Genomic DNA, 25,835 nt, shown 5'->3' on the forward strand with positions numbered 1-25,835 from the left:
TCCGGCGTCGGCCGGACAACGAATCCGCGGGCCGCGGAGGGTCGTTGCCGGGGCCTGCGGCCGGATCCGGCCATGTCCCCGATGCCGGGCACAGCGTCGGCTAGGTTGGCCCCGGCAGAGCATCCACACGAGGGGGAGCCGTGACCACGATCGTCGTCGGAGTCGACGAGAGCGAGACCGCCGCCGAGGCCGCCCGGACCGCAGCCGAGCTCGCCGGTGTGCTCCGGGCGGACCTGCTGGTGGTCTCCGCCTTTCCGGCCACCACTCCGGACAGGTCGCTCAGCGTCGAGGCGCCGACAGCGCGCGACGCCGCCGAGCAACTCACCCGCCGTGTCGTGACGAGCCTGCGGGCGGCCCACCCCGGGCTGAGCATCACGGCCGACCAGGAGCCGGGCAGGCCGGGCGAAGCGCTGGCGCGGGCCGCCGAGCACGCCGGCGCGCGCCTCGTCGTGGTCGGCAACAAGCGCACCCAAGGGGTCTCCCGGGTGCTCGGCAGCGTGGCCGGCGACGTGGTGCGCAAGGCCCCCTGCGACGTCTACATCGCGCACACCCACGGCTGAGCCCGCACCCGGCGCACCCGTCCTCGGCCGGATAGGTTGAGGTGGTGCGGTCGCGACGAGCAGGCCGCGGCGAGGAGGCAGCATGGAGATCGAGGGCGGTCTGCGGCCGCTGGAGCCCGGCGTTCACACCGACCTGAGGGACCGGTTGACCTACGGCGGCTACCTCGGACTCGATCGGCTGCTCTCCGCGCAGCACCCGTTGAGCGACCCGCCGCACCACGACGAGCTGCTCTTCATCGTCCAGCACCAGACCACCGAGCTGTGGCTCAAGCTGATGATCCACGAGCTCCGCGGCGCCCGCGCGTTCCTCGACGCCGACGACCTCGCGCCGGCCCGCAAGAGCCTCGCCCGGGTCAAGCACATCCTGCGCACGATCACCGAGCAGTGGTCGGTGCTGGCCACCCTCACCCCCAGCGAGTACGCCGAGTTCCGCGACGTGCTCGGCCCGTCGTCGGGGTTCCAGTCGGTGCAGTACCGAGCCGTGGAGTTCCTGCTCGGCAACAAGAACCCGGCGATGCTCAGGGTGTTCGAGGGCGACGAGAGCGCGCACGCGATGCTCGCCGAGGTCCTCGACCAGCCCACCGTGTACGACGCGTTCCTCCGCCTGGTCGCCCGCCGCGGGCTCCCGGTCCCCGCCGCCGTGCTGGACCGCGACGTCCGGGAGCCCTGGGTCGAGCAGCCCGCGCTGGTCGACGTCTTCCGCATCGTCTACACCGACACCGCCGGCCACTGGGACCTCTACGAGACCTCCGAGGACCTCGTCGACATCGAGGACGCGTTCCAGCTGTGGCGCTTCCGGCACCTGCGCACCGTGCAGCGCACGATCGGCTTCAAGACCGGCACCGGCGGCTCCTCGGGCGTCGGGTTCCTGCGCCGCGCCCTGGACCTGACCTTCTTCCCGGAGCTGATCACGGTGCGCACCCGGCTCGGTGAGGACGGCCACCATGAGGACGGCCACCATGAGGACGGCAACGGTGAGGACGGCAACGGTGAGGACGGCAACGGTGAGGACGGCAACGGTGAGTGAGCCGGTGCGGCTCGACCCCCGGCTCGAGGCCCGGGCGGCGGCGCTCGACGGGGAGGACCCGCTGGCGTCGTACCGGTCAGCGTTCGTGGACGCCCCCGGGGTCCGGGCCTACCTGGACGGCAACTCGCTCGGGCGGCCGCTGCTGGCCTCCCGCGCCGCCCTCACCGACCTCGTCGACCACGCCTGGGGCACCCGGCTGATCCGGGCCTGGGACGAGCAGTGGATGGAGTCGCCGACCGAGCTCGGCGACACCGTCGGGCGGGTCACCCTGGGTGCCGCCGCCGGGCAGACCGTGGTGGCCGACTCCACCACGGTGCTGCTCTACAAGCTGACCCACGCGGCCCTCGACCTGCGGCCCGGTCGCACCGAGGTGGTGCTGGACCGCGACAACTTCCCGACCGATCGGTTCGTCCTGGAGGGGATCGCCGCGACCCGGGGGCTGACCCTGCGCTGGATCAGCCCCGAGCACGACGGCGGGGTGAGTGCCGAGCAGGTCGCCGCCGTCACCGGGGAGCAGACCGCCCTGGTGCTGCTCAGCGCGATCGCCTACAAGTCCGGCGAGCTGGCCGACGTCCCCGCGATCACGCGGATCGCGCACCGGGCCGGCGCGGTGGTGCTCTGGGACCTGTGCCACGCGGTGGGTGCGGTCGAGCTCTCCCTCGACGCCGACCAGGTCGACCTGGCCGTCGGCTGCACCTACAAGTACCTCAACGGCGGACCCGGCGCCCCCGCCTTCGGCTACGTCGCCGCCCGGCACCACGACGCGCTGAGCCAGCCGATCCAGGGATGGATGGGCGCCGCCGACCCGTTCGCGATGGACGACGCCTACGCGCCCGCGTCCGGGATCCGCCGACTGGTCAGCGGCACGCCGCCGGTGCTGGCGATGGTGCCGATGCGGGCGATGCTCGACCTGCTCGACACCGTCGGGATGCCGGCGGTGCGGGCGAAGTCGCGGGCGCTGACCGCCTTCACCGTCGAGGTGGCCGACGAGCTGCTGGCGTCGTACGACGTCCGGGTGGCCACGCCGCGCGACCCCGAGCGCCGCGGCAGCCACGTGATGCTCGAGCACCCCGACTTCCGGCGGGTGACCGCCGCCCTGTGGGAGCGCGGCGTGATCCCGGACTTCCGGCCGCCCCGCGGCATCCGGATCGGACTCTCGCCGCTGAGCACCTCCTTCGCCGAGGTCGCCGTCGGCCTGACCGCCATCGCCGACGAGCTCGGCTGAGGGCCGACCCGGTTCGGTCGCGCGCCCGAGACGGCGGGAGACTGGTGCCGTGCCCGCTCGCCTGCGCCCCGCCGACCCCGCCGACGTGAGGGCCGCCCTGGACCGTCTGGCCGCGTCCGACCGCGAGGCGCCGGCACGCGCCGACCTCAAACTGCTGACCAAGCACTTCCTGGCGCTGCTCGAGCAGCGGGCGCCGGGCCGCTCGGTGGAGGTGCGGGTGCCGCCGTTCGCGGCGGTGCAGGTGATCGACGGCGTGCGGCACACCCGCGGCACCCCTCCGGCGGTCGTCGAGACCGACGCCGGCACCTGGATCGCGCTCGCCACCGGCGCGACCACCTGGACCGACGCGAACGCCCAGGGACGGGTCCTGGCCAGCGGCGAGCGGACCGACCTGACGCCCTACCTGCCGTTGAGGTGACCGGGTCGGGTCGGGCTAACGTGAGCGCCATGACCGTCGACACCGCGACCCTGCAGGCCCGCCTGACCGACCTGATGCCCGGCATCCGCCGCGACCTGGAGGACCTGGTCCGGATCCAGTCCGTGAGCGCCGACCCGGAGCGGTTGGGCGAGGTCGAGCGCAGTGCCGAGGCCACCCTGGCGCTCTTCCGCGCCGAGGGCGTCGACGCCCGGATCGTGCGGGCCTTCGACGGCGCTCCGCCGGCGGTGATCGGGGAGAAGAAGGGTCCCGAGGGCGCACCGACGGTGCTCCTCTACGCGCACCACGACGTGCAGCCCGAGAACGACCCGGCCGACTGGGACAGCCCGCCGTGGGAGCCGACCGAGCGCGACGGCCGGCTCTACGCGCGCGGCGCTGCGGACGACAAGGCCGGCGTGATCACCCACCTGGCCGCGCTCCGCGCCTTCGGCGACGAGCTCCCGGTGACCGTCCGCCTGTTCATCGAGGGCGAGGAGGAGGTCGCGTCGGCGACCCTGCCGCAGCTCCTCGAGCAGTTTCAGGACGACCTGCGCTCGGACGTGATCGTGATCGCCGACTCGGGCAACTGGGACATCGGCGTGCCCGCCCTGACCACCAGCCTGCGCGGCATGATCCGGATGGACGTCGAGCTGCGCACGCTCACCCACGCGGTGCACTCCGGCATGTGGGGCGGGCTCCAGCCGGACGCGATCATGGCGATGATCCGCCTGCTCGACTCGTTGTGGACCCCCGAGGGCGGCTGCGCGATCGACGGCCTGGTCAGCGGCCCGGCCGCCGACGTGGACTACCCCGAGGAGCGGCTGCGGGCCGAGTCCGGCGCCATCGAGTCGCTGGAGTGGGTCGGCACCGGTTCGATCGTGGAGCGGCTGTGGACCCAGCCGGCGATCACCGTCACCGGGTTCGATGCGCCGAAGGTCGACGGTGCGTCCAACACCCTGACCCCGAGCGCCCGCGCCAAGATCACCGTCCGGCTGGCGCCCGGCGACACCACCGAGAACGCGGTCGCGCGACTGACCGAGCACCTCGAGAGGCACACCCCGTGGGGCGCCCGGATCCGCACCACGCTGCTCGACACCGGCGAGCCGATCGCGATCGACGCCGCGGGTCCGGCGTACGACGCCGCGCGCGGTGCGTTCACCGAGGCCTGGGACGGCACCGCCCCGATCGACATGGGGGTCGGCGGCTCGATCCCGTTCATCGCCGAGTTCCTGGAGTCCTTCCCCGGCGCCTCGGTGCTGGTGACTGGCGTCGAGGACCCCGACACCCGCGCCCACGGCGCCAACGAGGGTCTGCACCTGGCCGAGTTCGAGCGGGTGCTGCTCGCCGAGGCGCTGTTGCTGCGCAACCTGGGCAGTTGACCTCGGCCGTCGGACCGGAGCGACTCAGGCGCCCGCCCGCCCTCCAGCTCGGCGACGACCTCCCGTGCCGCCGCCTCGGCGGCGGTGCGGGCCCGTGCCGGTCGGGCTGTTCTCGCGCTGGCGTGCACGGTGACCACGACGTTGCGGTAGCGCACGGTCACCGTGGCGCCGTCGTGGTCGGCGTCGACGTATGCCTCATCGCCGACCTCCGGCAGTTCCTCGGTGTCGGAGGAGAGGTAGGAGACCCGGTCGGCGGCGACCTGCTCGGCGGACCGGTCGCCGTCGGGCGCGAGGGTGTCGGTCGTGATCCGCACCAGGTCCTCGCCACCCCACTGGCACGAACCGTCGATCGCCTGGTCCGGCGACAGACCCAGCTCGGTGAGCGTTCGATCGCTGACGGCCGTGCAGGCGTCGAAGGCAGCGGTGGGCCGCAGGTCGTCCTGGGTCCAAGCCACGGCGTCGTCGAACGCCGCCACGGACGGACCCTCGTCCGGTAGCCGATAGCCGCGCAGGCCGTCGCCCGCGACCGTGACCAGCGTGTCGCCGACCAGCGCGAGGGAGGAGCCGGTGATGGCGCCCAGCGCCTCCCGGTCCTCAGCATCGCGGAGCCCGACCCGCTCCACCACCCGGTCCGTCGTCCCGAGCCAGTACGGCGCCACACTGGTCACGATCGCCGCCTCTTCCCGCACGCCGACCACCCGGGCCTGCAGCCCCAGCGGCGCAGCCAGCACCTCCTCGCCCGTGCCCGTGTCGTGGACGAACAGGTCGCCCCCGGGGTCGGAGACCAGCAGCCCGTCCACGACCGCGACGTAGGGGCCGGGACCACGGCCGGTGACGGTGCCGTCGGCGCCGACCCGCAGGTCCTCGGCGTAGTCCCGCTCGGAGATTGCGACCAGCGGGTCGGCGACCCTGACCCGGGCGCGGTAGGTGGTGCCGGCGTCGTACCGGGCCACCGGGTCGCCGGTGTCGAGCTCCTGCACCACGACCTGTTGCGCGGTGCCGAGCGGCGCGTCGACGCGGGCCAGGTGATCGCCGGCGACGGTGATCCGAACGTCGTCCTCGTCCCGGACCGACAGCACCCGCCCGGTCCGGACATCCAGGCGCGCCACCACCTCGAACGTGCCGTCGACGACCCCGACGACGCGCTCACCCGCGCCGATCTCGTCGTACTCCGCGCTGGGGAAGGCGATCGGGTGCGACAGGACGCGTGCCCAGCGGACGTCACCGGCGACGAGGTCCACCGCGGCGACCTGGCGACAGCGTGGTGTGGACGAGTCCTCGAGCAGAGCCACCGCCAGCACACCGTCGTCGTTGGGTCCCTCGGGCCACGCGCACGGCTCGGCGGGGAGCCGCAGGCTCCAGCGGGTCTCCCCGGTCGAGCCGTCCAGGGCCGCCAGGCGCCGTCCGGCGGCGACCACGAGATCCTCCCCGACCTGCCACGCGCGCTCCGCCTCCGGCACCGCGGTGGACGTCCAGGCCGGTTCCAGCGTGGCGAGCTCCGGGGGAGCGGTGTCGGGGTCCGCCTGACCGGTGCAGGCGGACAGCACGAGCGCGCTGCCGAGCAGACCGATGAGCAGGGCGGAGGCCGATGAGGAAGGCACGCCGCGATCCTGCCCGACGATCTTCCAGGGAAACGACGCCGCGGACGTGGGCCGTCTCGCACCGGCGCGGAATCAGCGCCGCACCGCCCGCGCCGCTACGCTGGACGTGTGTGCGGTGTGTTCGGAGTCTGGGCCCCTGGTGAGGACGTCGCCAAGCTGACCTACTTCGGGCTGTACGCGCTACAGCACCGCGGTCAGGAGTCGGCCGGCATCTCGGTCAGCAACGGCCGGCAGATCCTGGTCTACAAGGACATGGGGCTGGTCTCCCAGGTCTTCGACGAGAACACTCTCGAGTCGTTCGCCGGCCACCTCGCGGTCGGCCACTGCCGCTACTCCACCACCGGGTCGAGCACCTGGCAGAACGCCCAGCCGACCTTCCGGCCGACGGGCCACGGCTCGATCGCGCTCGGCCACAACGGCAACCTGGTCAACACCCACGAGCTCGCGCAGATGGTCGCCGACCTGCCCAGCGACGACGACGAGCTCGACATCCACGCACGCAACCTCGAGGCGTCCACCAACGACACCAGCCTGGTCACCGCGCTGCTCGCGCACCACCCGGACCTCTCCCTCGAGCAGCGCGCCCTCGAGGTGCTGCCGCACGTGCGTGGCGCCTTCTCCTTCGTCTGGATGAACGAGGAGACCCTCTACGCCGCCCGCGACCCCGAGGGCATCCGTCCACTGGTGCTCGGACGGCTCGAGCGGGGCTGGGTCGTGGCCAGCGAGGACGCCGCCCTGGCCACCATCGGCGCCAGCCTGGTCCGCGAGATCGAGCCGGGCGAGCTGATCGTGATCGACTCCGACGGCCTGCGCTCGCACAAGTTCGCCGAGCCGCAGCGCAAGGGCTGCGTCTTCGAGTACGTCTACCTGGCCCGCCCGGACGCCACCATCGCCCAGCGGCCGGTGCACGAGGCGCGGGTCGAGATGGGCCGCCAGCTGGCCCGCGAGTTCCCGGTCGAGGCCGACCTGGTGATCCCCGTCCCCGAGTCCGGTACGCCGGCCGCCTCCGGCTACGCGCTGGAGTCCGGCATCCCGTTCGGTCAGGGCTTCGTGAAGAACGCCTACGTCGGCCGCACCTTCATCCAGCCCAGCCAGACGCTGCGCCAGCTCGGCATCCGACTCAAGCTGAACGCACTCGAGCACATGATCCGCGGCCGGCGGATCGTCGTCGTCGACGACTCGATCGTGCGCGGCAACACCCAGCGCGCGCAGATCCGGATGCTCCGGGAGGCCGGCGCCGCCGAGGTGCACGTGCGGATCTCCTCGCCGCCGGTGAAATGGCCCTGCTTCTACGGCATCGACTTCGCCACCCGGGCCGAGCTGATCGCCAACGGCCTCGACGTCGACGAGATCGCGCACAGCGTCGGCGCCGACAGCCTCGGCTACATCTCGCTGGAGGGGATGATCGAGGCGACCGGCCAGCCGGCCGACGCGCTCTGCGCCGCCTGCTTCACCGGCGACTACCCGGTGCCGCTGCCGGACGAGAGCCTGCTGGGCAAGAACCTCCTCGAGTCGAGCCTCGCCTCGCGGGTGCGTGGCGACGCGCTGCCCGTCTACAACAACCCGTGACCGACCCCCGCAGCCAGGAGCCGACCGTGGCCGACGCCCCTCAGACGCAGCCCGCCTACGCCCGCGCCGGCGTCGACATCGCCGCCGCCGATCGCGCAGTCGACCTGATGAAGACCTGGGTGGAGAAGGCGCGTCGCCCGGAGATGGTCGGTGGGCTCGGCGGCTTCGCCGGACTCTTCGACGCCTCGGCGCTGACCCGCTACAAGCGCCCGATGCTGGCCACCTCCACCGACGGTGCCGGCACCAAGGTCGCGGTCGCGCAGATGATGGACAAGCACGACACGATCGGTTTCGACCTGGTCGGCATGGTCGTCGACGACCTGGTCGTCTGCGGTGCCGAGCCGCTGTTCATGACCGACTACATCGCCACCGGGCGCGTCGTACCGGAGCGGATCGCGGCGATCGTGAAGGGCATCGCCGAGGCCTGCGTCGAGGCCGGCTGCGCGCTGGTCGGCGGGGAGACCGCCGAGCACCCCGGCCTCCTCGGCGCGGACGAGTACGACGTCGCCGGCGCGACCACCGGCGTGGTCGAGGCCGACGACCTGCTGGGTCCCGGCCGGGTCCGACCCGGCGACGTGGTGGTCGCGATGGCCGCCAGCGGCCTGCACTCCAACGGCTACTCGCTGGCCCGCCACGTCTTCTTCACCGAGGCCGGCTGGACCGTCGACCGGCACGTGGACGACTTCGGCCGGACCCTGGGTGAGGAGCTGCTCGAGCCGACCCGGATCTACACCAAGGCCGGCCTGGCGATCGCCCGCGAGACCGAGACCCGGGCGATGGCACACATCACCGGCGGCGGGCTCGCCGCCAACCTGGCCCGGGTGATGCCGGTCGAGCTGAAGGCGACCCTGGACCGCTCCACCTGGACCCCTGCCCCGATCTTCGACGTGGTCCGCCAGGTCGGCAAGGTCTCCCAGCCCGACCTCGAGGCCACCCTGAACTGTGGCGTCGGGATGACCGCGATCGTCGCGCCCTCCGACGTGGACGCGGTGCTCACCCGGCTGGACGCCTTCGGTGTCGAGTCGTGGGTGATCGGCGACGTGCGGACCGACCCGGAGCAGGCCGGCACCGTGGAGATGGTGGGCCAGCACCCCGGCTGGTGACCGCTTCACCGAGGGTCGTGTCACAACACGTCCGCCACGGGTGACCCTGACGTGCGGGAACACCCATCCAACAGGTAGCGTTGCCCCTACGAGACTCTGAATCAGCAGTCCGGGGCCCCAGGGGTACCCGGCCAAGTGTGCGAGGGGGCTGGACCCTATGGGCCGCGGCCGAGCGAAAGCCAAGCAGACGAAGGTCGCACGCGACCTGAAGTATCGCTCTCACGAGACAGACTTCGATGCACTCGCTCGCGAGTTGCACGGAGACTCGGGTGAGTCGACCGAGCAGGTCGTCGACGAGGTCGATGACGAATGGTCGGATTACGCCGACCGTCGCGACTGACCGTTGTTCGACGCGTCAGTACTGACGCGCTGAACTGAACGCCGGTGTCACCGGCGCTGCGGATGTCTCCCGCAGTACCGGCGACCCCGGCGGTCGTGCTGCCCGCTGACCCGCGCGGTCAGCCGAGCCAGATGCCGCGGAGGCGACCCACGTCGCGGATCCGCTGCTCGGCGAGCCGGTCCGCAGCCACCGCGGACGGCACGTCGTCGCTCGCCGCTCGTTCCAGGACGGCGCGCGTGGTGTCGTAGATGCCGGCCGTGCGGGCCCGCGCGCGCTCGAAGTCGAATCCGTGCGCGCCCTCGCGCTCGTCGTCGACCTGGATCAGGCCGCCGGCGTTGACCACGAAGTCGGGGGCGTAGACGATGCCCGCCTCCTCGACCAGCTTGTCGACCCCGTCGTGGGCGAGCTGGTTGTTGGCCGCGCCGCAGACGACGCGGGCGCTGAGCGTGGCGACCACCTCGTCGGTGAGCGCGCCGCCGAGCGCGCACGGCGCGTAGACGTCGAGCTCGGTGGCGACCAGCTCGTCGGTGGAGCCGACCACGCGCACCCGCGGGTACTCCTCGCGCACCCGGTCCAGCGCGCCCTGGGCGACGTCGGTGACCACCACCTCGGCGCCGGCCTGGGTCAGGTGGCCGACCAGGTGCCGTCCGACCTTCCCGACCCCGGCCACTCCCACCGTGCGGCCGTCCAGCACGGCGGCGGGGTCGGCGTCACCCCACGCGTGCTCGGCGGCGGCGCGCATCCCGCAGAAGACGCCGTACGCCGTCAGCACCGAGCTGTCGCCCGCACCGCCGACGGCCGCCGTGCGACCGGTGACGTAGCCGGTCTCGCGGCCGATGAGATCCATGTCCGGGCTGTAGGTGCCCACGTCGCAGGCGGTGTAGTAGCGCCCCGCGAGTGACTCGACGAACCGGCCGTAGGCGCGCAGCAGTGCCTCGGACTTGTCCGCGGTGGGGTCGCCGATGATGACGGCCTTGCCGCCGCCGAGGTCGAGGCCGGCCACCGCCGCCTTGTAGGTCATCCCGCGGGAGAGCGCGAGCACGTCGCGCAGCGCGTCCGCGGTGGAGGCGTAGGGGTAGAAGCGGGTGCCGCCGAGGGCCGGCCCCAGCGCCGTGGAGTGGACCGCGATGATCGCGCGCAGGCCGCTGGCGGGGTCCTGGGCGAAGACCACCTGCTCGTGCTCGACACCGTGGTCGAAGACGTCGGTGGAGTCGGCGGGCGAGGGGCGTGCGGACGCCGGAGTGGAGGCGCTGCGGGACGGTTGGCTCACTGACATGGTGATGTCGCTTTCTTCGGGCCACGGGGGTGGTGTGGCGGGTGACGAACGGTCCGCGGGGGTGATGCGGACCACGTACGGCTCCACTCTAGGACGATGCCACCCCGACGGTCGCACTCCCGCCCGTGGGTCTGCGCGCCACGCACACCGTGGACACGATGTTGGTGCCGACGCTGCTGCAGCGCACCGCGCTGGAGGTGGTGGACGGGCCGGGGTGGCCACGCGCGTTGCGGGAGCTGAGGGTGGCCCTGGCCCGGCGACGCCAGGCCCTGGTGGAGGCGCTGCGCGAGCACGTCCCCGACGCCGTCGCCCGCGCCGGCATCGCCCATGGCGGCTACCACGCCTGGTTGCCGCTGCCGCCGGGCGTCGCCGAGGAGGCCGCCGTCGCCGCGGCCCTGCGCCGCGGGGTCGCGGTCACTCCCGGCCGCAACTACCAGGCCTCGGGAGGCACCGCGCACCTGCGGCTGAGCTATGTCGCCGCAGCGTCGGAGGCCGACCTCGCCACCGGGGTACGGCGCCTCGCCGGCGCCCTGACCGAGCTCACCGGTCAGGTGGGCTGACCGGCTCGGTGGGCTGGTCGGCGGCGTCAGCGGTTCGGCGCCGTCGTACCGCCGCCGGTGCGGAGGTGAGGGGGGCGCCCGCGACACGTGTGGGGTGGTATCGCGGGCGCCGAGGGTCCACGGGCGTCTCGGGTCGCCGGCGCAGACGACGACGATGATGCCGGTTCGGCGCCCGACCCGCGGCAGAACGCCCTTTCTTTAACTTGCGTCACGCACGACCCGGCGCGGCCACCAGAACCGCTCGCCGAGGACGAACGCCAGCGCGGGCACCAGGACGGTCCGCACCACCAGGGTGTCCAGGAGGACTCCGATGCAGACGATCACACCGAGCTGGGCGAGCACCACCAGCGGCAGCACGCCGAGCACCAGGAACACCGCGGCGAGCAGCACCCCGGCGCTGGTGATCACGCCACCGGTCGCCGAGAGCGCTCGCAGCATCGCGGTGCGCGGGTCGTGGTCGCGCAGCTCCTCCCCGGCGCGGGTGAGCAGGAAGATGTTGTAGTCGACGCCGAGCGCGACCAGGAAGAGGAACGACAGCAGTGGTGCGCCCGAGTCGAGCGCGCCGAAGTCGAAGACGGAGGTGAAGATCCACCACGACGCGCCGAGGCTGGCGGCGTAGGTCGCGACCACCGTGGCCACCAGGAGGATCGGCGCCACCACGGAGCGCAGCAGGCCGCCGAGCGCGAGGAGCACCAGCAGCAGGATCAGCGGGAAGATCACCAACCGGTCCCGGGCGGCGGCCTCCGCCTCGTCGATCGCCTCGGCCTCCTGGCCGGTCACGTGGGCGTCGTCGAGGTCGGCGACGGCGTCGCGGACGTTCTCGATCGCGTCGGCGGCCTGGTCCGTGCCCGGTGCGGCGTCGAGCACGAGGGAGACCTCGCTGACGCCGCTGCCCTCGGCCGAGGGCCGGGCGGAGGCGACCCCGTCGACCCCCTGCACGGCGCCGATCACCTCGTCGGTGGTGGCGCGTGCCACCACCTGGGTCGGCGACGCCGTGCCGGCCGGGAAGGAGTCATCGATCCGGGCGGCGGCGGTGATCGCCTCGGGCTCGTCGAGGAACTGGTCCTCGATGTCGAGGCCGGTGTCGATCCTGAGGACGTTGCTGGCCAGCGCCAGCAGCACCACCGTGGTGCCGATGACGAAGAGTGCCGGTCGTCCCGCCACCCGGACGCCGAGCCGGTGCCACAGGGTGCGCTCGAGGCGGGCGTCGGCGGCCGACGTCGTCCCGTCCTGCTCCTGCTCCGGCGCGCTGTCGACGTGCGGGACCCGCGGCCAGAAGACCCAACGGCCGAAGAGCACGAGTGCCGCGGGCAGCGCCACCAGGGCGAAGAAGGCGGCGATCACGATGCCGACCGCGCACGCCACGCCCAGTCCGCGGGTGGTCGGGGTGAGGCTGAGCGCGAGCGTGAGCACGCCGACCACGACCGTCACACTGCTGGACAGCACCGCCTCCGCGGTCCGGCGCAGCGCCCGTGCCATCGCCGCGTGGCGTGAGGGCGTCCGGGCGAGCTCGTCGCGGTAGCGCGAGATCAGCAGCAGGGCGTAGTCGGTCCCGGCGCCGAACACGAGGACCGAGAGGATGCCGACCGTCGACTCGTCCCAGGCCAGGTCGAGGGCGGCCAGGGTCTGGGTGGCCGCGACCGCGGCGAAGCGGTCGGCCACCCCGACCACCAGCAGCGGCACGATCCACAGCACCGGCGAGCGGTAGGTGATCACGAGCAGCAGGGCCACCACCGTCGCGGTCGCTCCGAGCAACCGGAGGTCGGCGCCGGAGAACACCTCGGCCAGGTCGGCCTGGACCGCAGCGGGGCCGGTCACGGACGCCTCGATCCCGGAGGGCACGGCATCGTCGACCGTGTCGCGCAGCTCGGTGACCTGGTCGGCGACCTCCGTCGCGGTGCCGCCGTCCACGGGGACCACGGCCAGCGCCGCGGTGCCGTCCTCGGCGACCAGCAGCCGCGACGGGGGTCCGCCCTGCCCGCCGCCCTGCTCACCGCCCGCGCCGACCGGCACCGCGCCGAGGTCCGCGGCGGTCTGCTCGAGCGCGCGCTGCTGGTCGGCGATGCCGGACTCGCCGTCGGCGGTCTCGAACACCACGACCGCGGTGGAGGCATCGGCGTCGGGCAGCTCCTCGCGCAGCTCCACGCCGAGGGTGCTGTCGAGTCCGCGAGGCAGCGAGTCGGTGGGCCCGGGGTCGCGCTCGGCCTCGCCGAGGGTCCCCATCAGCACCCCGGCGACGAGGAGCGGCACCAGTGCGACGAGCCACGCCCAGCGGCGGGAGGCGATCACCTTCTCTGCGAGCATGGGGCTGAGCATGCCTCAGGCAGCGTCGACGGTGGTCGGCCGGGCTGTCTCCTGCACGACACGCAGCAGCCACGGCAGTGGCCGCAGCCGGGTGGCGTGCCCGCCGAGCTCCTCGGTCGCCCGGGCCCAGGCGGCGCGATAGCTCGCGAGCAGCAGGTCGCGCGCGGCCTGCTCGCCGCCACTGAGCGCGAGGGCGAGTCGCCACGCGGCGGGTGCGGTGGCGTCGTACGCGCGGGCAGCGGCGGCGCCATCGCCGCCGCCCGCGCGGAGCAGGAGGCCCCGCAGCACCGTGTCCGGATCGGACTCCTCGGCGGCTCGGGGGAGGGCCGCTGCGGGTGGGGCGGTGGTCACGGGACCTCCTGGTCGAGGGGACGAATGAAATCTAAACATAGCGTAGTGGTAAACCTCAACAACGCGTTTGAGGTATGGTTCTCGTGTGACACCACCAGGCCCGTCCGCCGAGGCGCCTCCGCTGTCGATCGGAGACCTCGCCGAACGCACCGGGGTCGCGGTCGCGACGCTGCGGGTGTGGGAGCAGCGACACGGCTTCCCGGCGGCGACCAGGTTGCCCAGCGGGCACCGGCGCTACGCGGAGAGTGACGTGGACCTGGTCCGCCAGGTCGCCCGGCGCCGCGACGCCGGGGCGCGGCTGGACGCGGCGATCGCGGACACCGCCCGCGCCGCGGCCGGGGCGCCGCCGTCGATCTACGCACGCCTGCGACGGCTCCACCCGGCCCTGCCGACCCACCGGCTGAGCAAGTCCACCCTGGTCGCGATGTCCTGGGCGATCGAGGACGAGTTCTGCGCCCAGGCCCACGCGCCGCTGTTGTACGGCGCCTTCCAGCGCGAGCGGTTCTACGACCTCTCCCGCCCGCGGTGGGACGAGCTGGCCGCCGGCGCCCGGTCGGCGACGGTCTTCGCCGACTTCGACGTCACCGACACCACCGCCGCGCCCGCCGAGGTCGCCCTCGCCGCCGGAGCGCCGCTGCGGCGGGAGTGGGCGATCGTCTGCGTGGCCGACGGGTTCCCGGCCGTGCTCACCGCCTGGGAGCTCCCCGGCCAGCGCGGCGTGCCCGACGCCGCCCGCGAGTTCGAGGCGGCATGGAGCCTGGAGCCGGCCGATGCGGTGGAGGCCGCCCGGGTCTGCGAGGAGGTGGCGGCGGCAGCGGGCACCGGTGGTCCGCCGAGCGGCGACCCCGCGCCCACCGACCTCCCCGCGCCCCCCGATCTGCACGCCAGCACGGCCCTCTTCGCCCGCGTCGTCGCCTACACCGACCGCCGCTCCCGTTGAGTTGGGGGTTGGGGCCCGTCGAGTTGGGGGTTGGGGCCCGTCGAGTTGGGGGTTGGGGCCCGTCGAGTTGGGGTTTGGGGCCCGTCGGGTGGTGCGATCCGCGCCGTGGCCGGGGTCCTACCCAACGAGAAGGTGACCTGCGCCACGTTCGCCGGGCCGGTTGGATGGTGCCATGGCTGCCACCGTTGCTGAGCTGTTGCTGGGTCTCGCCTCCTCGCCGGAGACCGCGGAGCGCGACGCCCTGATGTTCGAGGACCGGCGTTGGACGTGGCGGGAGTTCCTCGCCGAGTCCGCGCGCCGCGCGGACCGCTTCCGCGAGTTGCGCGGGGAGGCCGACCGTTTCCACGTCGGAGTCCTGATGGAGAACACGCCGGAGTACCTGTTCTGCATCGGCGGTGCCGCGCTCGCCGGGGTGGCGGTGGTCGGCATCAACCCCACCCGCCGCGGCCAGGAGCTCGCCGGCGACATCAGCCGGGTCGACCTCGACCTGCTGATCGTCGACGACCGGTACGCCGACCTGCTGGACGACCTCGACCCCGCCACGGACCTCGGCCTCGACACCGAGTGCGTGTTCGGGACCGACGCCTGGATCGACACCCTGCCCGCCCAGGGCGACCCCGGGACGGGGGACCTCGACCCCGGCACTCTGCTGCTGCTGACCTTCACCAGCGGCTCGACCGGCGCCCCGAAGGCGGTCAAGTGCTCCACTGGTCGGCTGGCGCTGATCGCGTCGTACAACACGATGGGGCTCACCGCCGACGACGTCGCCTACAACGCGATGCCGCTGTTCCACGGCAACGCCCTGATGGCCGCCTGGGCGTCCTGCCTGGCCAGCGGAGCGGCGTACGCGATGCGGCGCTCGTTCTCCGCCTCGGGCTTCCTGCCCGACGTGCAACGGTTCGGCGCGACCTTCTTCAACTACGTCGGCCGGTCGCTGGCCTACGTGCTGGCCCAGCCCGAGCAGCCGGGCGAGGGGGAGACCCGACTGAGGTTCGGCTTCGGCACCGAGGCCTCGGCCCACGACCGCGCCGAGTTCCTGCGACGCTTCAAGGCACCGGTCTTCGAGAGCTACGGGCAGAGCGAGGGCGGCTGCTACCTGATCGTCGGGGAGGGGGCGCCCGAGGGATCGCTCGGACTCCCGCAGGTCGGTCACGACGTCGTCATCCTCGACGAGTCCGGCCACGAGTGCCCGCCGGCCGAGTACGACGCCGAGGGCCGTGTCGCGAACGCCGAGGCGGCGATCGGGGAGATCGTCAACCGCGCCGGCGCCGCGCGCTTCGAGGGGTACTACAAGAACCCGGAGGCGACCGCCGAGCGGGTTCGCGGCGCGGCGTACCACACCGGTGACCTCGGCTACCGCGACGCGGAGGGCTACTTCTGGTTCGCGGGTCGCACCGCCGACTGGATGCGGGTGGACTCGGAGAACCTGGCGACGGCCCCGATCGAACGACTCCTCGCGCGCTACCCGGGGGCTCGGGTGGTCGCGGTCTACGCGCTGCCCGACCCGGTGACCGGCGACGCGGTGACCGCGACCCTGGAGCTCGACGAGGGGGCAGAGCTCACCGGCGAGAGCTTCGCGGAGTTCCTGGACGCCCAGCCCGACCTCGGCACCAAGTGGCGGCCGCTCTTCGTCCGCGTCACCGACGAGATGCCGGTGACCGCCACTCGCAAGGTGGACAAGCCACGGCTGCGGCGCGAGGGCTGGCAGCGCACCGACGACCGCATCCTGCTGCGGGACGGGACCGGCTACCGCGAGCTCACCGACGCGGATCGGGGCCGGCTGCTGGCCACCTATGCCGAGCACGGGCGGGACGCGCTGCTGGACCGCTGAGGGGGTGTCGGCGGGCCCCATGCGAATTGGCTCGGATCCGCCCCGGATCCCGACCATTCCGAATGGGGCGCGCCAACCACACCGGCCCCGACGAACGAAGCCCCCGACGGTGACCCGTCGGGGGCTTCGGTGCTTGTGGGCAGGGGCGGGGTCGAACCGCCGACCTTCCACTTTTCAGGCGGACGCTCGTACCAACTGAGCTACCTGCCCAAGCGATCGCAAACCTTACCCGAGACCCGTCCCGGTCACGAAAGCGGCGTCCCGTTTCGCCGCGGTCACGCCCGTGGCCCGCTCGCCGCCGGGCGTCGGCTGGCCGGACTGCGGCCGTCGATGAGCCGCCCGCCAGGCACGCGCACTATGCTGACACCCGCCGCGGTCCGCCGCGGTGGGCCCCCGTCGTCTAGCGGCCCAGGACCCCGCCCTTTCACGGCGGTAGCGCCGGTTCGAATCCGGTCGGGGGTGCGCAGCAGGAGGGTCCGGTCTCGGCCGGGACCTCGCGCAGCACGATCCGATCGGGGTGGTGATCGCCCCGATTGGGAGCCGCAGGGAGGAGTGGGTTAGAGTTCCACCCGCTTCACAACGAAGGCACCAGGCCCCGTAGCGCAGTTGGTTAGCGCGCCGCCCTGTCACGGCGGAGGCCGCGGGTTCGAGTCCCGTCGGGGTCGCAGACAGCGAAGGCCCTCCCAGGAATGGGAGGGCCTTCGTGCATTTCCGGTGGCCGGACGGTCGCGCGTCGCGGTGTCGTCGATCACGTGGCGAGGCCGCCGAGCCACCAGCCCGCGCTCACCGCCGCCAGACCCGCCACCAGCGACGCGACGACGTACGACGCCGCGAGGCGCCAGCGCCCCTCCTCGGCCAGCCGGACGGTCTCGAAGCCGAACGTCGAGTACGTCGTCAGCGCCCCGCAGAACCCCGTACCGAGGAGTGCGGCGAGCGTGGCCGACGGGGTCGCGCCGATCAGCAGCCCGAGCAGGAACGAGCCGCCCAGGTTGGTCGCGAAGGTCCCGCGCGGGAAGCCGGGGCCGGTCCGTGACCCGGTCAGCAGGACGTCGACGGCGTAGCGCAGCGGTGCGCCCACGGCGCCGCCCAGCGCGACCCACCACCAGGTCATCGCCCCTCCCGATCCGTCACCCCGAGCACCCGTACCGCCCACCGTGCGCCGTGCAGGCCGATCAGCACCGCGGCCAGGGCCGCCAGCAGACCGAGCACGGCGACCGCCATTGCGGCGGGCTGTCGCCCGTCGGCGAGCAGTCGGTGGATGTCGAGCATCGCGGTGGAGAAGGTGGTGAACCCACCGAGCATCCCGACGCCGACCAGCGCCCGCACCCGCTGTGCGCTGCGCGAGCCTGCGGGGGCCAGCGCGAGCAGCAGCGCCATCAGCACGCCGAGGGCGAGACATCCCGCCGTGTTGGCGACCAGCACGGGCCAGGGCAGGTCCGTGCTGCCCCACGCCTCGCCGAGGGCCCAGCGACCGGTGGCGCCGACCGCGCCACCGACGGCGATCAGCCCGAGCAGGTCCACCTCGGAGCGCAGCCGTCGTACGCCGGCGAGGGCCGCGCGGGGCTCGACGTCGGGGTCGAGGGGTAGGTCGTGCAGGTCGTGGCGGGCGCGGTCGCCCGCCGCCGGGTCGTGGCTCATCCGGACACGTTCCTCCTACCTCGTCGGCCCGACTGCCGACGCGGCCGGGCGAAGGTAGGGACTGTTGGCGCCTCGGCGCGGTTGTCGGCGAGCCCCACCGCCATCGCGACCGAGTGTAGCCACGCCCGGTCCGGTACGACGCCAGCCGCCGCCCCGGCACAATGAGACGCGTGCCGGTTGATGTCACTCCAGAGCGGTTCGACGAGCTCGTCGAGGGCGCGCTCGACGAGATCCCCGACGAGCTCGCCCGATTGGTGCGCAACGTGGTGGTCCTGGTGGAGGAGGCGCCGCCGCCGGGGGAGCCCGACGACCTGCTCGGCCTCTATGACGGCGTGGCGCTCACCGAGCGTGACTCCCAGCTGACGATGAACCTGCCGGACCGGATCTTCCTCTTCCGCGGGCCGTTGCTGGACATGTGCGACGACGAGGAGGATCTCGCCGAGGAGATCCGGATCACCGTGGTGCACGAGGTGGCGCACCACTTCGGGATCGACGAGGAGAAGCTGCACGCGTTGGGCTGGGGTTGAGCCGAGCTCCACGCAGAGCCGGTCTCCGCGGAGAGCCCGGTCTGCGCGCTGGTCCGGGCGCGATCAGCGCGCAGCCGAGGAGGCCGCGGTGCCCGGCGTGCCGCCCCAGCGGACGGGCGGAGCGCCTGCGGCCTGACGCCGGAACTCGCCGAGGAACCAGATCTGGAACGACCGCTGCTCGGGGACCCGGGCGGCGGTCAGCAGCCGGTTGGCGCGGCTGAACTCGTCGGAGGCGTCGAGCAGGTCGATCAGGCCGCCGATCTGGCGCGCGACCTCCGGCGCCATCCGCAGCCGCAGGTCGAGGTGGGTCCTGCCGGCGGCCCGCGCCTCGTCGACCTGTTCGCGGCCCATGTTGAGCCGCAGCGGGGCCTCCAGCGCGTCGAAGTGCTCGGAGAGCACCTTCGCCAACGGGTAGTCGTCCTCGTGAGCGAGGGCGAGCAGCCGGATCTCGCGGCGCAGGTCGCGGAAGTGGCGGTGGAACCGGGTGAAGGCCTCGACCGGGACCCCGTTCACCTGGACCGCGATCTGACCGACCCGGGTGTAGTTGTCGGCCAATGGCGGGACGGCGTGGGTCAGCTGGAACTCGGCTCCCGACTCCTCGTCCATGTCCGGCGCCGGCTCGAACCAGACCGCCTTGCCGTCCTCCTCGATGTCGGCCCCCCAGCTGACCGACGAGCGGGCAACGATGTCGAGACCGCGCCCCACGGTCAGGATCGAGCCCAGCTGGTCCTCGTCGAAGTCGTCGATCGAGTCCAGGTCCAGGCTGCCGAAGTCGAGACCGTCGCCGGGCTTGTCGGGCTGAGGCGCGACCGTGGAGTGGTCGTGCACCTCGAACCGCGGGTGCTCGGGTGTGCCGCGCAGCTGGAGCCGGATCGGCGGCACGCCGTGCAGCACGGCGTTGGTGACCAGCTCGGAGATCGCCAGCTCGGCGCTCTCGCTGAGGTCGCCGCGGCCCAGCTGCTGGCACGTCGAAGTGACCCAACGCCGTGCTTCCTGCACGCTGCGTGGGCCGGACTCCAGATCCAGTGCCTGCCGGGTGGGCAACGTCGCGGAACCCCCACTGCTGATCGGGTGCCCGGGCCGGTGGCCCGGGACGTAGGACAAGCGGTCTCGTGCGGTCTACCCCTGGGCACCGTTGGTCAAACCGCACGAATTGGGTAGTTCTCGACCGACCTGCGGGAGTGCCCGTCCGACCTCGCGGAGCACCCGCCGCGGATCCTCGGCGGGCCGCGGAGGCTCACCCGTGGACCGCCGTCCAGCGGGTCAGCTCGGCCGTCAGCGCCTCCGGTGCATCCAGTTGGATCAGGTGACCGGCTCCCTCGATCACGGTCACCGTGGCGTGCGGGACCGCTGCCTGGAGCCGCGTTGCCCGGTCCACCGGGATCCACCGGTCCTCGGCACCCCAGACGATGTGGACCGGCTCGGTGAGCGCGCCGTACCGCGGCTCGACCTCGTCGGTGAAGGACTCGTCGGCCTGCGCGATCTGGCGGTAGAAGGCCGGCTGTCCCTCGGTCCCGGTCCACGGGGTGACCAGCATCGCGAGCTCCTCGGGCCGCAGGCCCCGATGGGACGCGCCGGCGACGTAGGCCTCGACCGCACCGCGGTGCACCGGGCCGGGCAGCTGCGCGAAGACGTCGGCGTGCTGCTGGACCAGCCGGAAGTACGGCGATCCCCACGGCGACAGGGCGACCACGTCGACCAGGCACAGGGCGCTGAACCGGGCATCGTGCAGGAGTCGCGCGCGCAGCGCGACCGCGCCGCCGATGTCGTGGGCGACGACGAGGGGCCGGTCCAGCCGCCACTCCCGGAGCAGGTGGGCGAAGAGCTCGCCCTGCACGCCGAGGTCGACGTCGTGGGACGGGTCCTTCGACGACGCCCCGTAGCCGGGCATGTCCCACAGGTGCACGGTGAACCGGCGGGCGAGGGCCTCAGCGATCGGTCGCCACAGCGCCGAGGACCACGGCGTGCCGTGCAGCAGCACCACCGGCGGCCCCTGACCGATTCGGTCCCAGGCCACGCGGCGACCGCGCCACCTCAGCGTGCGGGACAGGTCGGTGCTCATCGGGAGATCGTCGCAGCGGCCTCCGACACCCCCACGACCCTGCGGGGCGCACGGGCTGTGACTCATCAGACGGCGGCCCTGATTAGCGGTCGGCGGCCCCAGTTGGGAGAATGATCACGCGAGACAACCGAACCTCGGGAACATGGGCGGGTCGGGTCACCTCCACGGCCTCCCACGTCGTCCCGATGCCTCAGGAGGCAGTCACATGGCAGCAGAGGAAGCCACCGGAACCGACCGCGGTCTGGTGCGCCGATCGGACCGACACCAGGTGGTGGTGATCGGCTCCGGCTTCGGAGGTCTCTTCGGGACCAAGTCCTTGGCTCACGCCGACGCCGACGTGACGATGATCGCGAAGACGACCCACCACCTGTTCCAGCCGCTCCTCTACCAGGTCGCCACCGGCATCCTCTCCGAGGGCGAGATCGCGCCGCCGACCCGTGAGGTGCTCGCCGGCCAGAAGAACGCCCAGGTCCTGCTCGGTGAGGTCACCACCGTCGACCTCGACAAGCGCACGGTCACCTCGCACGTCCTCGGCCGCGAGCTGGTCACGCCGTACGACTCGCTGATCGTGGCGGCCGGCGCCGGCCAGTCCTACTTCGGCAACGACCACTTCGCCGAGTTCGCCCCCGGCATGAAGAGCATCGACGACGCCCTCGAGCTGCGCGGCCGGATCTTCGGCGCCTTCGAGATGGCCGAGCTCGGCGCCTCCCGCGGTGAGAGCGTCGACCACCTGCTGACCTTCGTGGTCGTCGGCGCCGGACCGACCGGCGTGGAGATGGCCGGTCAGATCGCGGAGCTCGCGCACCGCACCCTGAAGAAGGACTTCCGGGCGATCAACTCCAAGCACGCCCGGGTGATCCTGGTCGACGCCGCGCCGCAGGTGCTGCCGCCGTTCGGCCAGAAGCTCGGTGGTTGGACCAAGAAGAAGCTCGAGGACCTCGGTGTCGAGGTGATGCTCGGTGCGATGGTCACCGACGTCGACGAGCGCGGCCTGGTGCTGAAGTACAAGGACGGCTCCGAGCAGCAGATCGACGCGGTCACCAAGGTGTGGGCCGCCGGTGTGCAGGCCAACCCGCTGGGCAAGCAGCTCGCCGAGCAGACCGGGGCCCCGCTGGACCGCGCCGGCCGGATCGGGGTCAACCCCGACCTGACGCTACCCGGTCACCCCGAGGTGTTCGTGGTCGGCGACATGATCTCGCTGGACAACCTCCCCGGCGTCGCCCAGGTCGCCGTCCAGGGCGCGAAGTATGCGGCCAAGGAGATCCAGGGCCGCATCGACGGCAAGGCTCCGCAGCCGCCGTTCCAGTACTTCGACAAGGGCTCGATGGCGATCGTCAGCCGGTTCCGCGCGGTGGCGATGGTCGGCAAGCTCCGACTCACCGGTGTGCTGGCCTGGCTGATGTGGCTGATCGTCCACCTCTTCTACCTGACCGGCTTCAAGAACCGGGTCACCGCGGTGCTGCGCTGGTTCGTCTCCTTCATCGGTCGCGGCCGCTCGGAGCGGACCTCGACCGAGCAGCAGATCTTCGCCCGGGCGGCACTGAAGAGACTCGATCGCGGCGCCACCTCCCTGGTCTCCGAGCCGGGTGTGTACGACGCCGAGCGGCGCCGTGCCGAGCTGGAGGCGCAGGCAGCCGAGCAGGCCCACCTCTCCGACGACAACCTGCGCGGGGTCAAGGTCAACTGACCTTTCCCCTCCGGCGCCAGGGGAGCCCCGTCCGGCAACGCCGGGCGGGGCTCTCGCGGTCGGTGAGGGCGTTACTGGAAGTAGGAGCGGTCCGGTAGCACCGGCGTCTCGGGGTCGTCGGCGGCGAGCATCGCCCGTGCCCACTTCGGCAGGATGAAGACTCCCTCGGCCTCGGCCGTGACGCCGTCGGGTCCGAGCAGCCTCCCCTTCGCCCAGGTCTTGATCCCCTCGGTGCGGTCGATCCAGGCCTCGCCGCGCAGCGGTCCGAGCGGCGTGCCCTGGCGGTAGACGATGGTGAGCGTGCCGGTCATCCCGGGGCGTCCGCCGGCGCCCGCGGCCTGGCCCAGGAGCTGGTCCAGCACCAGCGAGACGACGCCGCCGTGGACCAGGCCGGGTGGCCCCTCGTAGACCGCGCCGAGGTGGAACTCGGTGGTCACGCGACCGTCGTCGCCGACGGAGGTGACCACCGGGGGAGCGATCGGGTTGCGCAGGCCGACCACGGCGTTGCCCCAGGCTCGTCCGCCTCCGCTGGGTCGGTAGCGGACGCCGTACGAGCCGGGGATCCGGGCGGCCCGCAGCCGGGCGGTCAGCGCCTCGATCTCGGCCTGGACGGCGCGGATCTCGTCCTCGTCCACGGTCGTCCGCAAGGTGGCGTCGGCCAGTTGGCGGACCGCGTCGGTGAAGGGTGCGTAGAGGGCCGCCTCCCGGGCGATCTCCTCCTCGGTCGCGTCCTCGGCCCGGAAATGCGTCATCCCCGCACTGTAGAACACGTTCTAGACCGCCGCTGCGCCGATATCCGGTCGCCGGAACCGCCACGCACTTGGTGGGATGGGGCCATGACTGCGTTGGTGAGCCCCGATGTCCGGCGATGGCGGCAGTGGACGGCGATGATCGAGGACTTCGGCGGCACCGACGAGATGCACGGTTCCGGTCACTGGTTCCTCGACGGCGACCCGGTCCCGACCCAGGACGGGTGCGTCGCGTTCGTGGCGATGACGACGCAGACCGCCCCGGGGACGCCCGACGGCGCGCGGGTGCCGTCGACGTACTACTGGATCGCGGCCGGCGACGGGGGAGCCGACGACGAGCTCGTCGGGTTCCTCAACTTCCGGCACACCCTCAACGACTTCCTGCTCGACCAGGGCGGCCACATCGGGTACGGCGTCCGGCCCTCGGCCCGTCGGCGGGGCCACGCCGCCGCCGCGCTGCGACTCGCCCTGCTCGACGCGCCGGGGCTGGGCATCGACCGGGTCCTGGTCACCTGCGACCTGGACAACGCCGCGTCCCGGCGGACGATCGAGATCAACGGTGGCGAGCTCGAGGACATCCGCGGCGACCGGCGGCGGTACTGGATCGCCATCCCCTGATCGCAGACGGGTCGGCATCAAGCTCGCACCCGGCCCGGCGGTAGGTTGGGCTCCGCACCGCCCGCGCGGGCGTCGAGAGCCGAGGAGGTACGTCGTGGCGTCGACCGACGAGCGCCCTGCGCCGCTGCGCCCGACCCGGCAGCGGCGTGCGATCACCGACACCCTCGAGCGCACCGACGACTTCCAGAGCGCGCAGGAGATCCACGACGTACTGCGCCACGCCGGCGAGAAGGTCGGTCTGGCCACCGTCTACCGGACTCTGCAGGCGATGGTGGAGTCCGGCGAGGTCGATGTGCTGCAGAGCGAGGCGGGCGAGGCCACGTATCGGCGTTGCTCGCCGGAGCACCACCACCACCTGGTCTGTCGCGAGTGCGGCCGCACCGTCGAGCTGACCGCGCCGGCCGTCGAGAAATGGGCGCGAAGCGTCGCCGCCGAGCACGACTTCGCCGAGGTCAGCCACACCCTGGAGCTCTTCGGGCTCTGCGCCGACTGCCGGCGGTGACACCCGCGCCGGTCAGTCGGATCGGTAGGCCCCGTGGGACTCGAACCCACAACCTAAGGATTAAAAGTCCTCAGCTCTGCCAATTGAGCTAGGGGCCCGGGACGTCGGTCGGTGGAAACCTCGGTACAACACCCGGGTGTTCGAACTGGGCCGATCCGACGATGCCCACCTTATCGGTGGCGCAGGGGTCGTCCCTCGGCCAGGGTGGTGTCACCGCCGACCGTCGTGCGAGTGCCCGACCAGGTCAGGTATGGCTGGGTGGGGTGGTCGAGAACTTCGAGCGACGCGTCTCCACCGCACCTGCGCGATGAGATGCTGACCAGCGTGAGGTACGACGACCCGACGCGCCACCCTGGTGGGTACGCCGGTCCGCCACGCTCCGCACGGCCGGCGTCACGACGGGGGCGGCGATGAGCTCGCCGGGGCCGGCGCAGCCACGGGGTGCCGCTCGTGTTCCGGGCTGGGTCGAACGTCTGGGCAGGCAGTCGTGGGCCTTCATCGGCATCGTCGTCGCCGCGGGGATCATCGTCGGGGCGCTCGTCGCCCTGCAGGATCTCGTCGTGCCGCTGCTGATCGCCGTCGTGGCCGCGGTCATCTTCGCGCCCCTCGTTGACTGGCTGGAGCGCCACCGTGTGGCTCGCGGGCCGGGGTCCCTGATCGTCACCGCACTGGTCGTCTCGATCGGGGTGGCGGCGGTGGCGCTGGTGGTGCGCGGTGTCGTCGACCGGGCCGATGAGCTGCAGCAGACCGTGAACTCGGCGCTCGGTCAGCTCCAGGTGGATCTGCCCGACTCCGCCACGGACGGCTGGTTGGAGGACCTGGACCTCGACGTGGGCGGTATCGGGGCCGCTGCCCTCTCCGGAATGGCCGGCGGAGTCGGCGACCTGGTCGGTTCCGCGGCCGGCACCATCTCGGCGTACCTGCTGAGTCTGGTGCTGCTCTACTACCTGCTCAAGGACGGACGCGCGCTGCTGCAGCGGGGGTTCGGGCGACGGTCGGGCGGCAGCTCGGAGCAGGTGTCGCGGATGCTCGCCCAAGCGGCCTACGCCCTCCGTGCGAACGCCCGCGGCCGGAGCCTGCTCGCCACCGTGCAAGGGGTGTTCGCCTTCCTCGCCACCGCTCTGCTGGGGGTGCCGTTCCCCGCCACGATCGGCATCGTGAACTTCGTCGGTGCGTTCATCCCGTATCTGGGTGCCCTGCTCGGCGGCGCCTTCGCGGTGGTGATGGCGCTCTCCGAGGGCGGACTCCCACTGGCCGGGTGGACACTCCTGGCGATCGTCTTCATGAACGTGGTGCTGGAGAACCTTCTCGAGCCCCGCCTGATCGGCTCCAGCATGCAGATGCACCCGGTGATCGTGCTCGTCACGACGGTGGCGGGGGGCCTGGTCGCCGGACTGCTCGGCCTGATCCTGGCCGCGCCGGCCGTCGCCATCGGCACCAACCTGGTGCGGGAGCTGAAGGCATCGGGCTTCTTCGGGCCGCAGGCGCGGGCCGCTGCGCCGGAGCCCGACCCCGCCCCCGACCTCTGACCCACCGACGCCGCAGGACCTGTCGCAAGGAGCGAGTGCGGA

26 protein-coding genes and 4 tRNA genes are annotated in these 25,835 nt (G+C 72.7%); 20 read left to right on the top strand and 10 right to left on the bottom strand.

Going from position 1 to position 25,835, the window contains the following annotated elements; translation table 11 throughout:
• Positions 1 to 140 precede the first annotated feature (140 nt).
• From FIV43_RS19650 to FIV43_RS19695, 10 genes are all read left to right on the top strand, one after another.
• Entirely contained in the window at positions 141 to 560 is a 420-nt protein-coding gene (locus FIV43_RS19650; protein WP_141015479.1) for a universal stress protein, read from the top strand.
• Positions 561 to 642: 82 nt separating this feature from the next.
• On the top strand, positions 643 to 1,587 hold the full coding sequence (locus tag FIV43_RS19655) for a tryptophan 2,3-dioxygenase (RefSeq protein WP_141015480.1): 945 nt from the start codon (positions 643 to 645) through the stop codon (positions 1,585 to 1,587).
• Entirely contained in the window at positions 1,580 to 2,812 is a 1,233-nt protein-coding gene (locus FIV43_RS19660) for a kynureninase (protein ID WP_231123552.1), read from the top strand. Before FIV43_RS19655 ends, FIV43_RS19660 begins: the two co-directional genes overlap by 8 nt.
• 49 nt (positions 2,813 to 2,861) lie before the next feature.
• Entirely contained in the window at positions 2,862 to 3,230 is a 369-nt protein-coding gene (locus tag FIV43_RS19665) for a sterol carrier family protein (protein WP_141015482.1), read from the top strand.
• Positions 3,231 to 3,259: 29 nt separating this feature from the next.
• On the top strand, positions 3,260 to 4,606 hold the full coding sequence (locus tag FIV43_RS19670; protein ID WP_141015483.1) for a dipeptidase: 1,347 nt from the start codon (positions 3,260 to 3,262) through the stop codon (positions 4,604 to 4,606).
• A gap of 173 nt (positions 4,607 to 4,779) precedes the next feature.
• Entirely contained in the window at positions 4,780 to 5,103 is a 324-nt protein-coding gene (locus tag FIV43_RS19675; RefSeq protein ID WP_141015484.1) for a hypothetical protein, read from the top strand.
• Between the two features lie 255 nt (positions 5,104 to 5,358).
• Positions 5,359 to 6,198: a hypothetical protein gene (locus FIV43_RS19680; protein ID WP_141015485.1), complete on the top strand. Its 840-nt coding sequence runs from the start codon at positions 5,359 to 5,361 to the stop codon at positions 6,196 to 6,198.
• A gap of 117 nt (positions 6,199 to 6,315) precedes the next feature.
• Complete coding sequence (gene purF / locus FIV43_RS19685; RefSeq protein WP_181407602.1) at positions 6,316 to 7,776, top strand: amidophosphoribosyltransferase; 1,461 nt, start codon at positions 6,316 to 6,318, stop codon at positions 7,774 to 7,776.
• Positions 7,777 to 7,802: 26 nt separating this feature from the next.
• A complete protein-coding gene (gene purM, locus FIV43_RS19690) occupies positions 7,803 to 8,879 on the top strand; it encodes a phosphoribosylformylglycinamidine cyclo-ligase (RefSeq protein ID WP_141015487.1) in 1,077 nt (358 codons plus the stop codon).
• A 157-nt stretch (positions 8,880 to 9,036) separates the two neighbouring features.
• Complete coding sequence (locus FIV43_RS19695) at positions 9,037 to 9,219, top strand: DUF3073 domain-containing protein (protein ID WP_141015488.1); 183 nt, start codon at positions 9,037 to 9,039, stop codon at positions 9,217 to 9,219.
• 118 nt (positions 9,220 to 9,337) lie between these two features.
• Here the strand turns inward: FIV43_RS19695 and FIV43_RS19700 are convergent, their stop codons facing one another.
• Positions 9,338 to 10,489 (bottom strand): Glu/Leu/Phe/Val family dehydrogenase, encoded by a 1,152-nt coding sequence (locus FIV43_RS19700; protein ID WP_231123553.1) that lies wholly within the window; start codon positions 10,487 to 10,489, stop codon positions 9,338 to 9,340.
• A 164-nt stretch (positions 10,490 to 10,653) separates the two neighbouring features.
• Here FIV43_RS19700 and FIV43_RS19705 point away from each other — a divergent pair, with 164 nt between their 5' ends.
• The gene (locus tag FIV43_RS19705; RefSeq protein WP_141015490.1) at positions 10,654 to 11,055 is read left to right on the top strand and encodes an aminotransferase class I/II-fold pyridoxal phosphate-dependent enzyme; all 402 of its coding nucleotides are present in this window, start codon (positions 10,654 to 10,656) and stop codon (positions 11,053 to 11,055) included.
• A 198-nt stretch (positions 11,056 to 11,253) separates the two neighbouring features.
• Here the strand turns inward: FIV43_RS19705 and FIV43_RS19710 are convergent, their stop codons facing one another.
• Together FIV43_RS19710 and FIV43_RS19715 are read right to left on the bottom strand one after the other, a co-directional pair.
• Positions 11,254 to 13,359, bottom strand: a complete 2,106-nt coding sequence (locus FIV43_RS19710; protein ID WP_141015491.1) for an MMPL family transporter — start codon at positions 13,357 to 13,359, stop codon at positions 11,254 to 11,256.
• Between the two features lie 15 nt (positions 13,360 to 13,374).
• Positions 13,375 to 13,710, bottom strand: a complete 336-nt coding sequence (locus FIV43_RS19715) for a hypothetical protein (RefSeq protein WP_141015492.1) — start codon at positions 13,708 to 13,710, stop codon at positions 13,375 to 13,377.
• Positions 13,711 to 13,795: 85 nt separating this feature from the next.
• Between FIV43_RS19715 and FIV43_RS19720 the strand changes: the two genes are divergently transcribed.
• Complete coding sequence (locus FIV43_RS19720; protein WP_181407603.1) at positions 13,796 to 14,650, top strand: DICT sensory domain-containing protein; 855 nt, start codon at positions 13,796 to 13,798, stop codon at positions 14,648 to 14,650.
• A 172-nt stretch (positions 14,651 to 14,822) separates the two neighbouring features.
• Entirely contained in the window at positions 14,823 to 16,481 is a 1,659-nt protein-coding gene (locus FIV43_RS19725; RefSeq protein WP_141015494.1) for an AMP-binding protein, read from the top strand.
• A 136-nt stretch (positions 16,482 to 16,617) separates the two neighbouring features.
• On the opposite strand, the gene FIV43_RS19730 is transcribed toward FIV43_RS19725, so the two are convergent.
• Positions 16,618 to 16,691, bottom strand: a tRNA-Phe gene (locus FIV43_RS19730).
• A 179-nt stretch (positions 16,692 to 16,870) separates the two neighbouring features.
• On the opposite strand from FIV43_RS19730, the gene FIV43_RS19735 reads away from it, so the two are divergent.
• Together FIV43_RS19735 and FIV43_RS19740 are read left to right on the top strand one after the other, a co-directional pair.
• Positions 16,871 to 16,943 (top strand) — tRNA-Glu (locus FIV43_RS19735).
• A 129-nt stretch (positions 16,944 to 17,072) separates the two neighbouring features.
• Positions 17,073 to 17,146, top strand: a tRNA-Asp gene (locus FIV43_RS19740).
• Positions 17,147 to 17,229: 83 nt separating this feature from the next.
• Here the strand turns inward: FIV43_RS19740 and crcB are convergent.
• Together crcB and FIV43_RS19750 are read right to left on the bottom strand one after the other, a co-directional pair.
• Positions 17,230 to 17,592, bottom strand: a complete 363-nt coding sequence (gene crcB, locus FIV43_RS19745) for a fluoride efflux transporter CrcB (protein ID WP_141015495.1) — start codon at positions 17,590 to 17,592, stop codon at positions 17,230 to 17,232.
• Complete coding sequence (locus FIV43_RS19750) at positions 17,589 to 18,119, bottom strand: fluoride efflux transporter FluC (protein ID WP_141015496.1); 531 nt, start codon at positions 18,117 to 18,119, stop codon at positions 17,589 to 17,591. The genes crcB and FIV43_RS19750 overlap by 4 nt, the downstream gene beginning before the upstream one ends.
• Positions 18,120 to 18,289: 170 nt before the next feature.
• Between FIV43_RS19750 and FIV43_RS19755 the strand changes: the two genes are divergently transcribed.
• Positions 18,290 to 18,646, top strand: coding sequence for a metallopeptidase family protein (locus tag FIV43_RS19755; RefSeq protein WP_141015497.1), 357 nt, complete (start codon positions 18,290 to 18,292; stop codon positions 18,644 to 18,646).
• Between the two features lie 63 nt (positions 18,647 to 18,709).
• Here FIV43_RS19755 and FIV43_RS19760 read toward each other — a convergent pair whose 3' ends face one another.
• Positions 18,710 to 19,750: an ATP-binding protein gene (locus tag FIV43_RS19760; protein ID WP_231123554.1), complete on the bottom strand. Its 1,041-nt coding sequence runs from the start codon at positions 19,748 to 19,750 to the stop codon at positions 18,710 to 18,712.
• Between the two features lie 133 nt (positions 19,751 to 19,883).
• On the bottom strand, positions 19,884 to 20,708 hold the full coding sequence (locus tag FIV43_RS19765; protein ID WP_141015498.1) for an alpha/beta fold hydrolase: 825 nt from the start codon (positions 20,706 to 20,708) through the stop codon (positions 19,884 to 19,886).
• Positions 20,709 to 20,913: 205 nt separating this feature from the next.
• On the opposite strand from FIV43_RS19765, the gene FIV43_RS19770 reads away from it, so the two are divergent.
• Positions 20,914 to 22,395, top strand: a complete 1,482-nt coding sequence (locus tag FIV43_RS19770; RefSeq protein ID WP_141015499.1) for an NAD(P)/FAD-dependent oxidoreductase — start codon at positions 20,914 to 20,916, stop codon at positions 22,393 to 22,395.
• 71 nt (positions 22,396 to 22,466) lie between these two features.
• Here the strand turns inward: FIV43_RS19770 and FIV43_RS19775 are convergent, their stop codons facing one another.
• The gene (locus tag FIV43_RS19775; RefSeq protein ID WP_141015500.1) at positions 22,467 to 23,147 is read right to left on the bottom strand and encodes a PaaI family thioesterase; all 681 of its coding nucleotides are present in this window, start codon (positions 23,145 to 23,147) and stop codon (positions 22,467 to 22,469) included.
• A gap of 84 nt (positions 23,148 to 23,231) precedes the next feature.
• On the opposite strand from FIV43_RS19775, the gene FIV43_RS19780 reads away from it, so the two are divergent.
• The gene (locus FIV43_RS19780) at positions 23,232 to 23,762 is read left to right on the top strand and encodes a GNAT family N-acetyltransferase (protein WP_141015501.1); all 531 of its coding nucleotides are present in this window, start codon (positions 23,232 to 23,234) and stop codon (positions 23,760 to 23,762) included.
• 94 nt (positions 23,763 to 23,856) lie between these two features.
• Positions 23,857 to 24,264 carry a Fur family transcriptional regulator gene (locus tag FIV43_RS19785; protein WP_141015502.1) on the top strand — a complete coding sequence of 136 codons (408 nt, stop codon included), beginning with the start codon at positions 23,857 to 23,859 and terminating at the stop codon, positions 24,262 to 24,264.
• Positions 24,265 to 24,289: 25 nt separating this feature from the next.
• Here the strand turns inward: FIV43_RS19785 and FIV43_RS19790 are convergent.
• Positions 24,290 to 24,362 (bottom strand) — tRNA-Lys (locus FIV43_RS19790).
• A 312-nt stretch (positions 24,363 to 24,674) separates the two neighbouring features.
• On the opposite strand from FIV43_RS19790, the gene FIV43_RS19795 reads away from it, so the two are divergent.
• The gene (locus tag FIV43_RS19795) at positions 24,675 to 25,793 is read left to right on the top strand and encodes an AI-2E family transporter (RefSeq protein WP_141015503.1); all 1,119 of its coding nucleotides are present in this window, start codon (positions 24,675 to 24,677) and stop codon (positions 25,791 to 25,793) included.
• Positions 25,794 to 25,835 lie beyond the last annotated feature (42 nt).

Source organism: Nocardioides sambongensis, from assembly GCF_006494815.1.
In the GTDB taxonomy this organism is placed as follows: domain Bacteria; phylum Actinomycetota; class Actinomycetes; order Propionibacteriales; family Nocardioidaceae; genus Nocardioides; species Nocardioides sambongensis.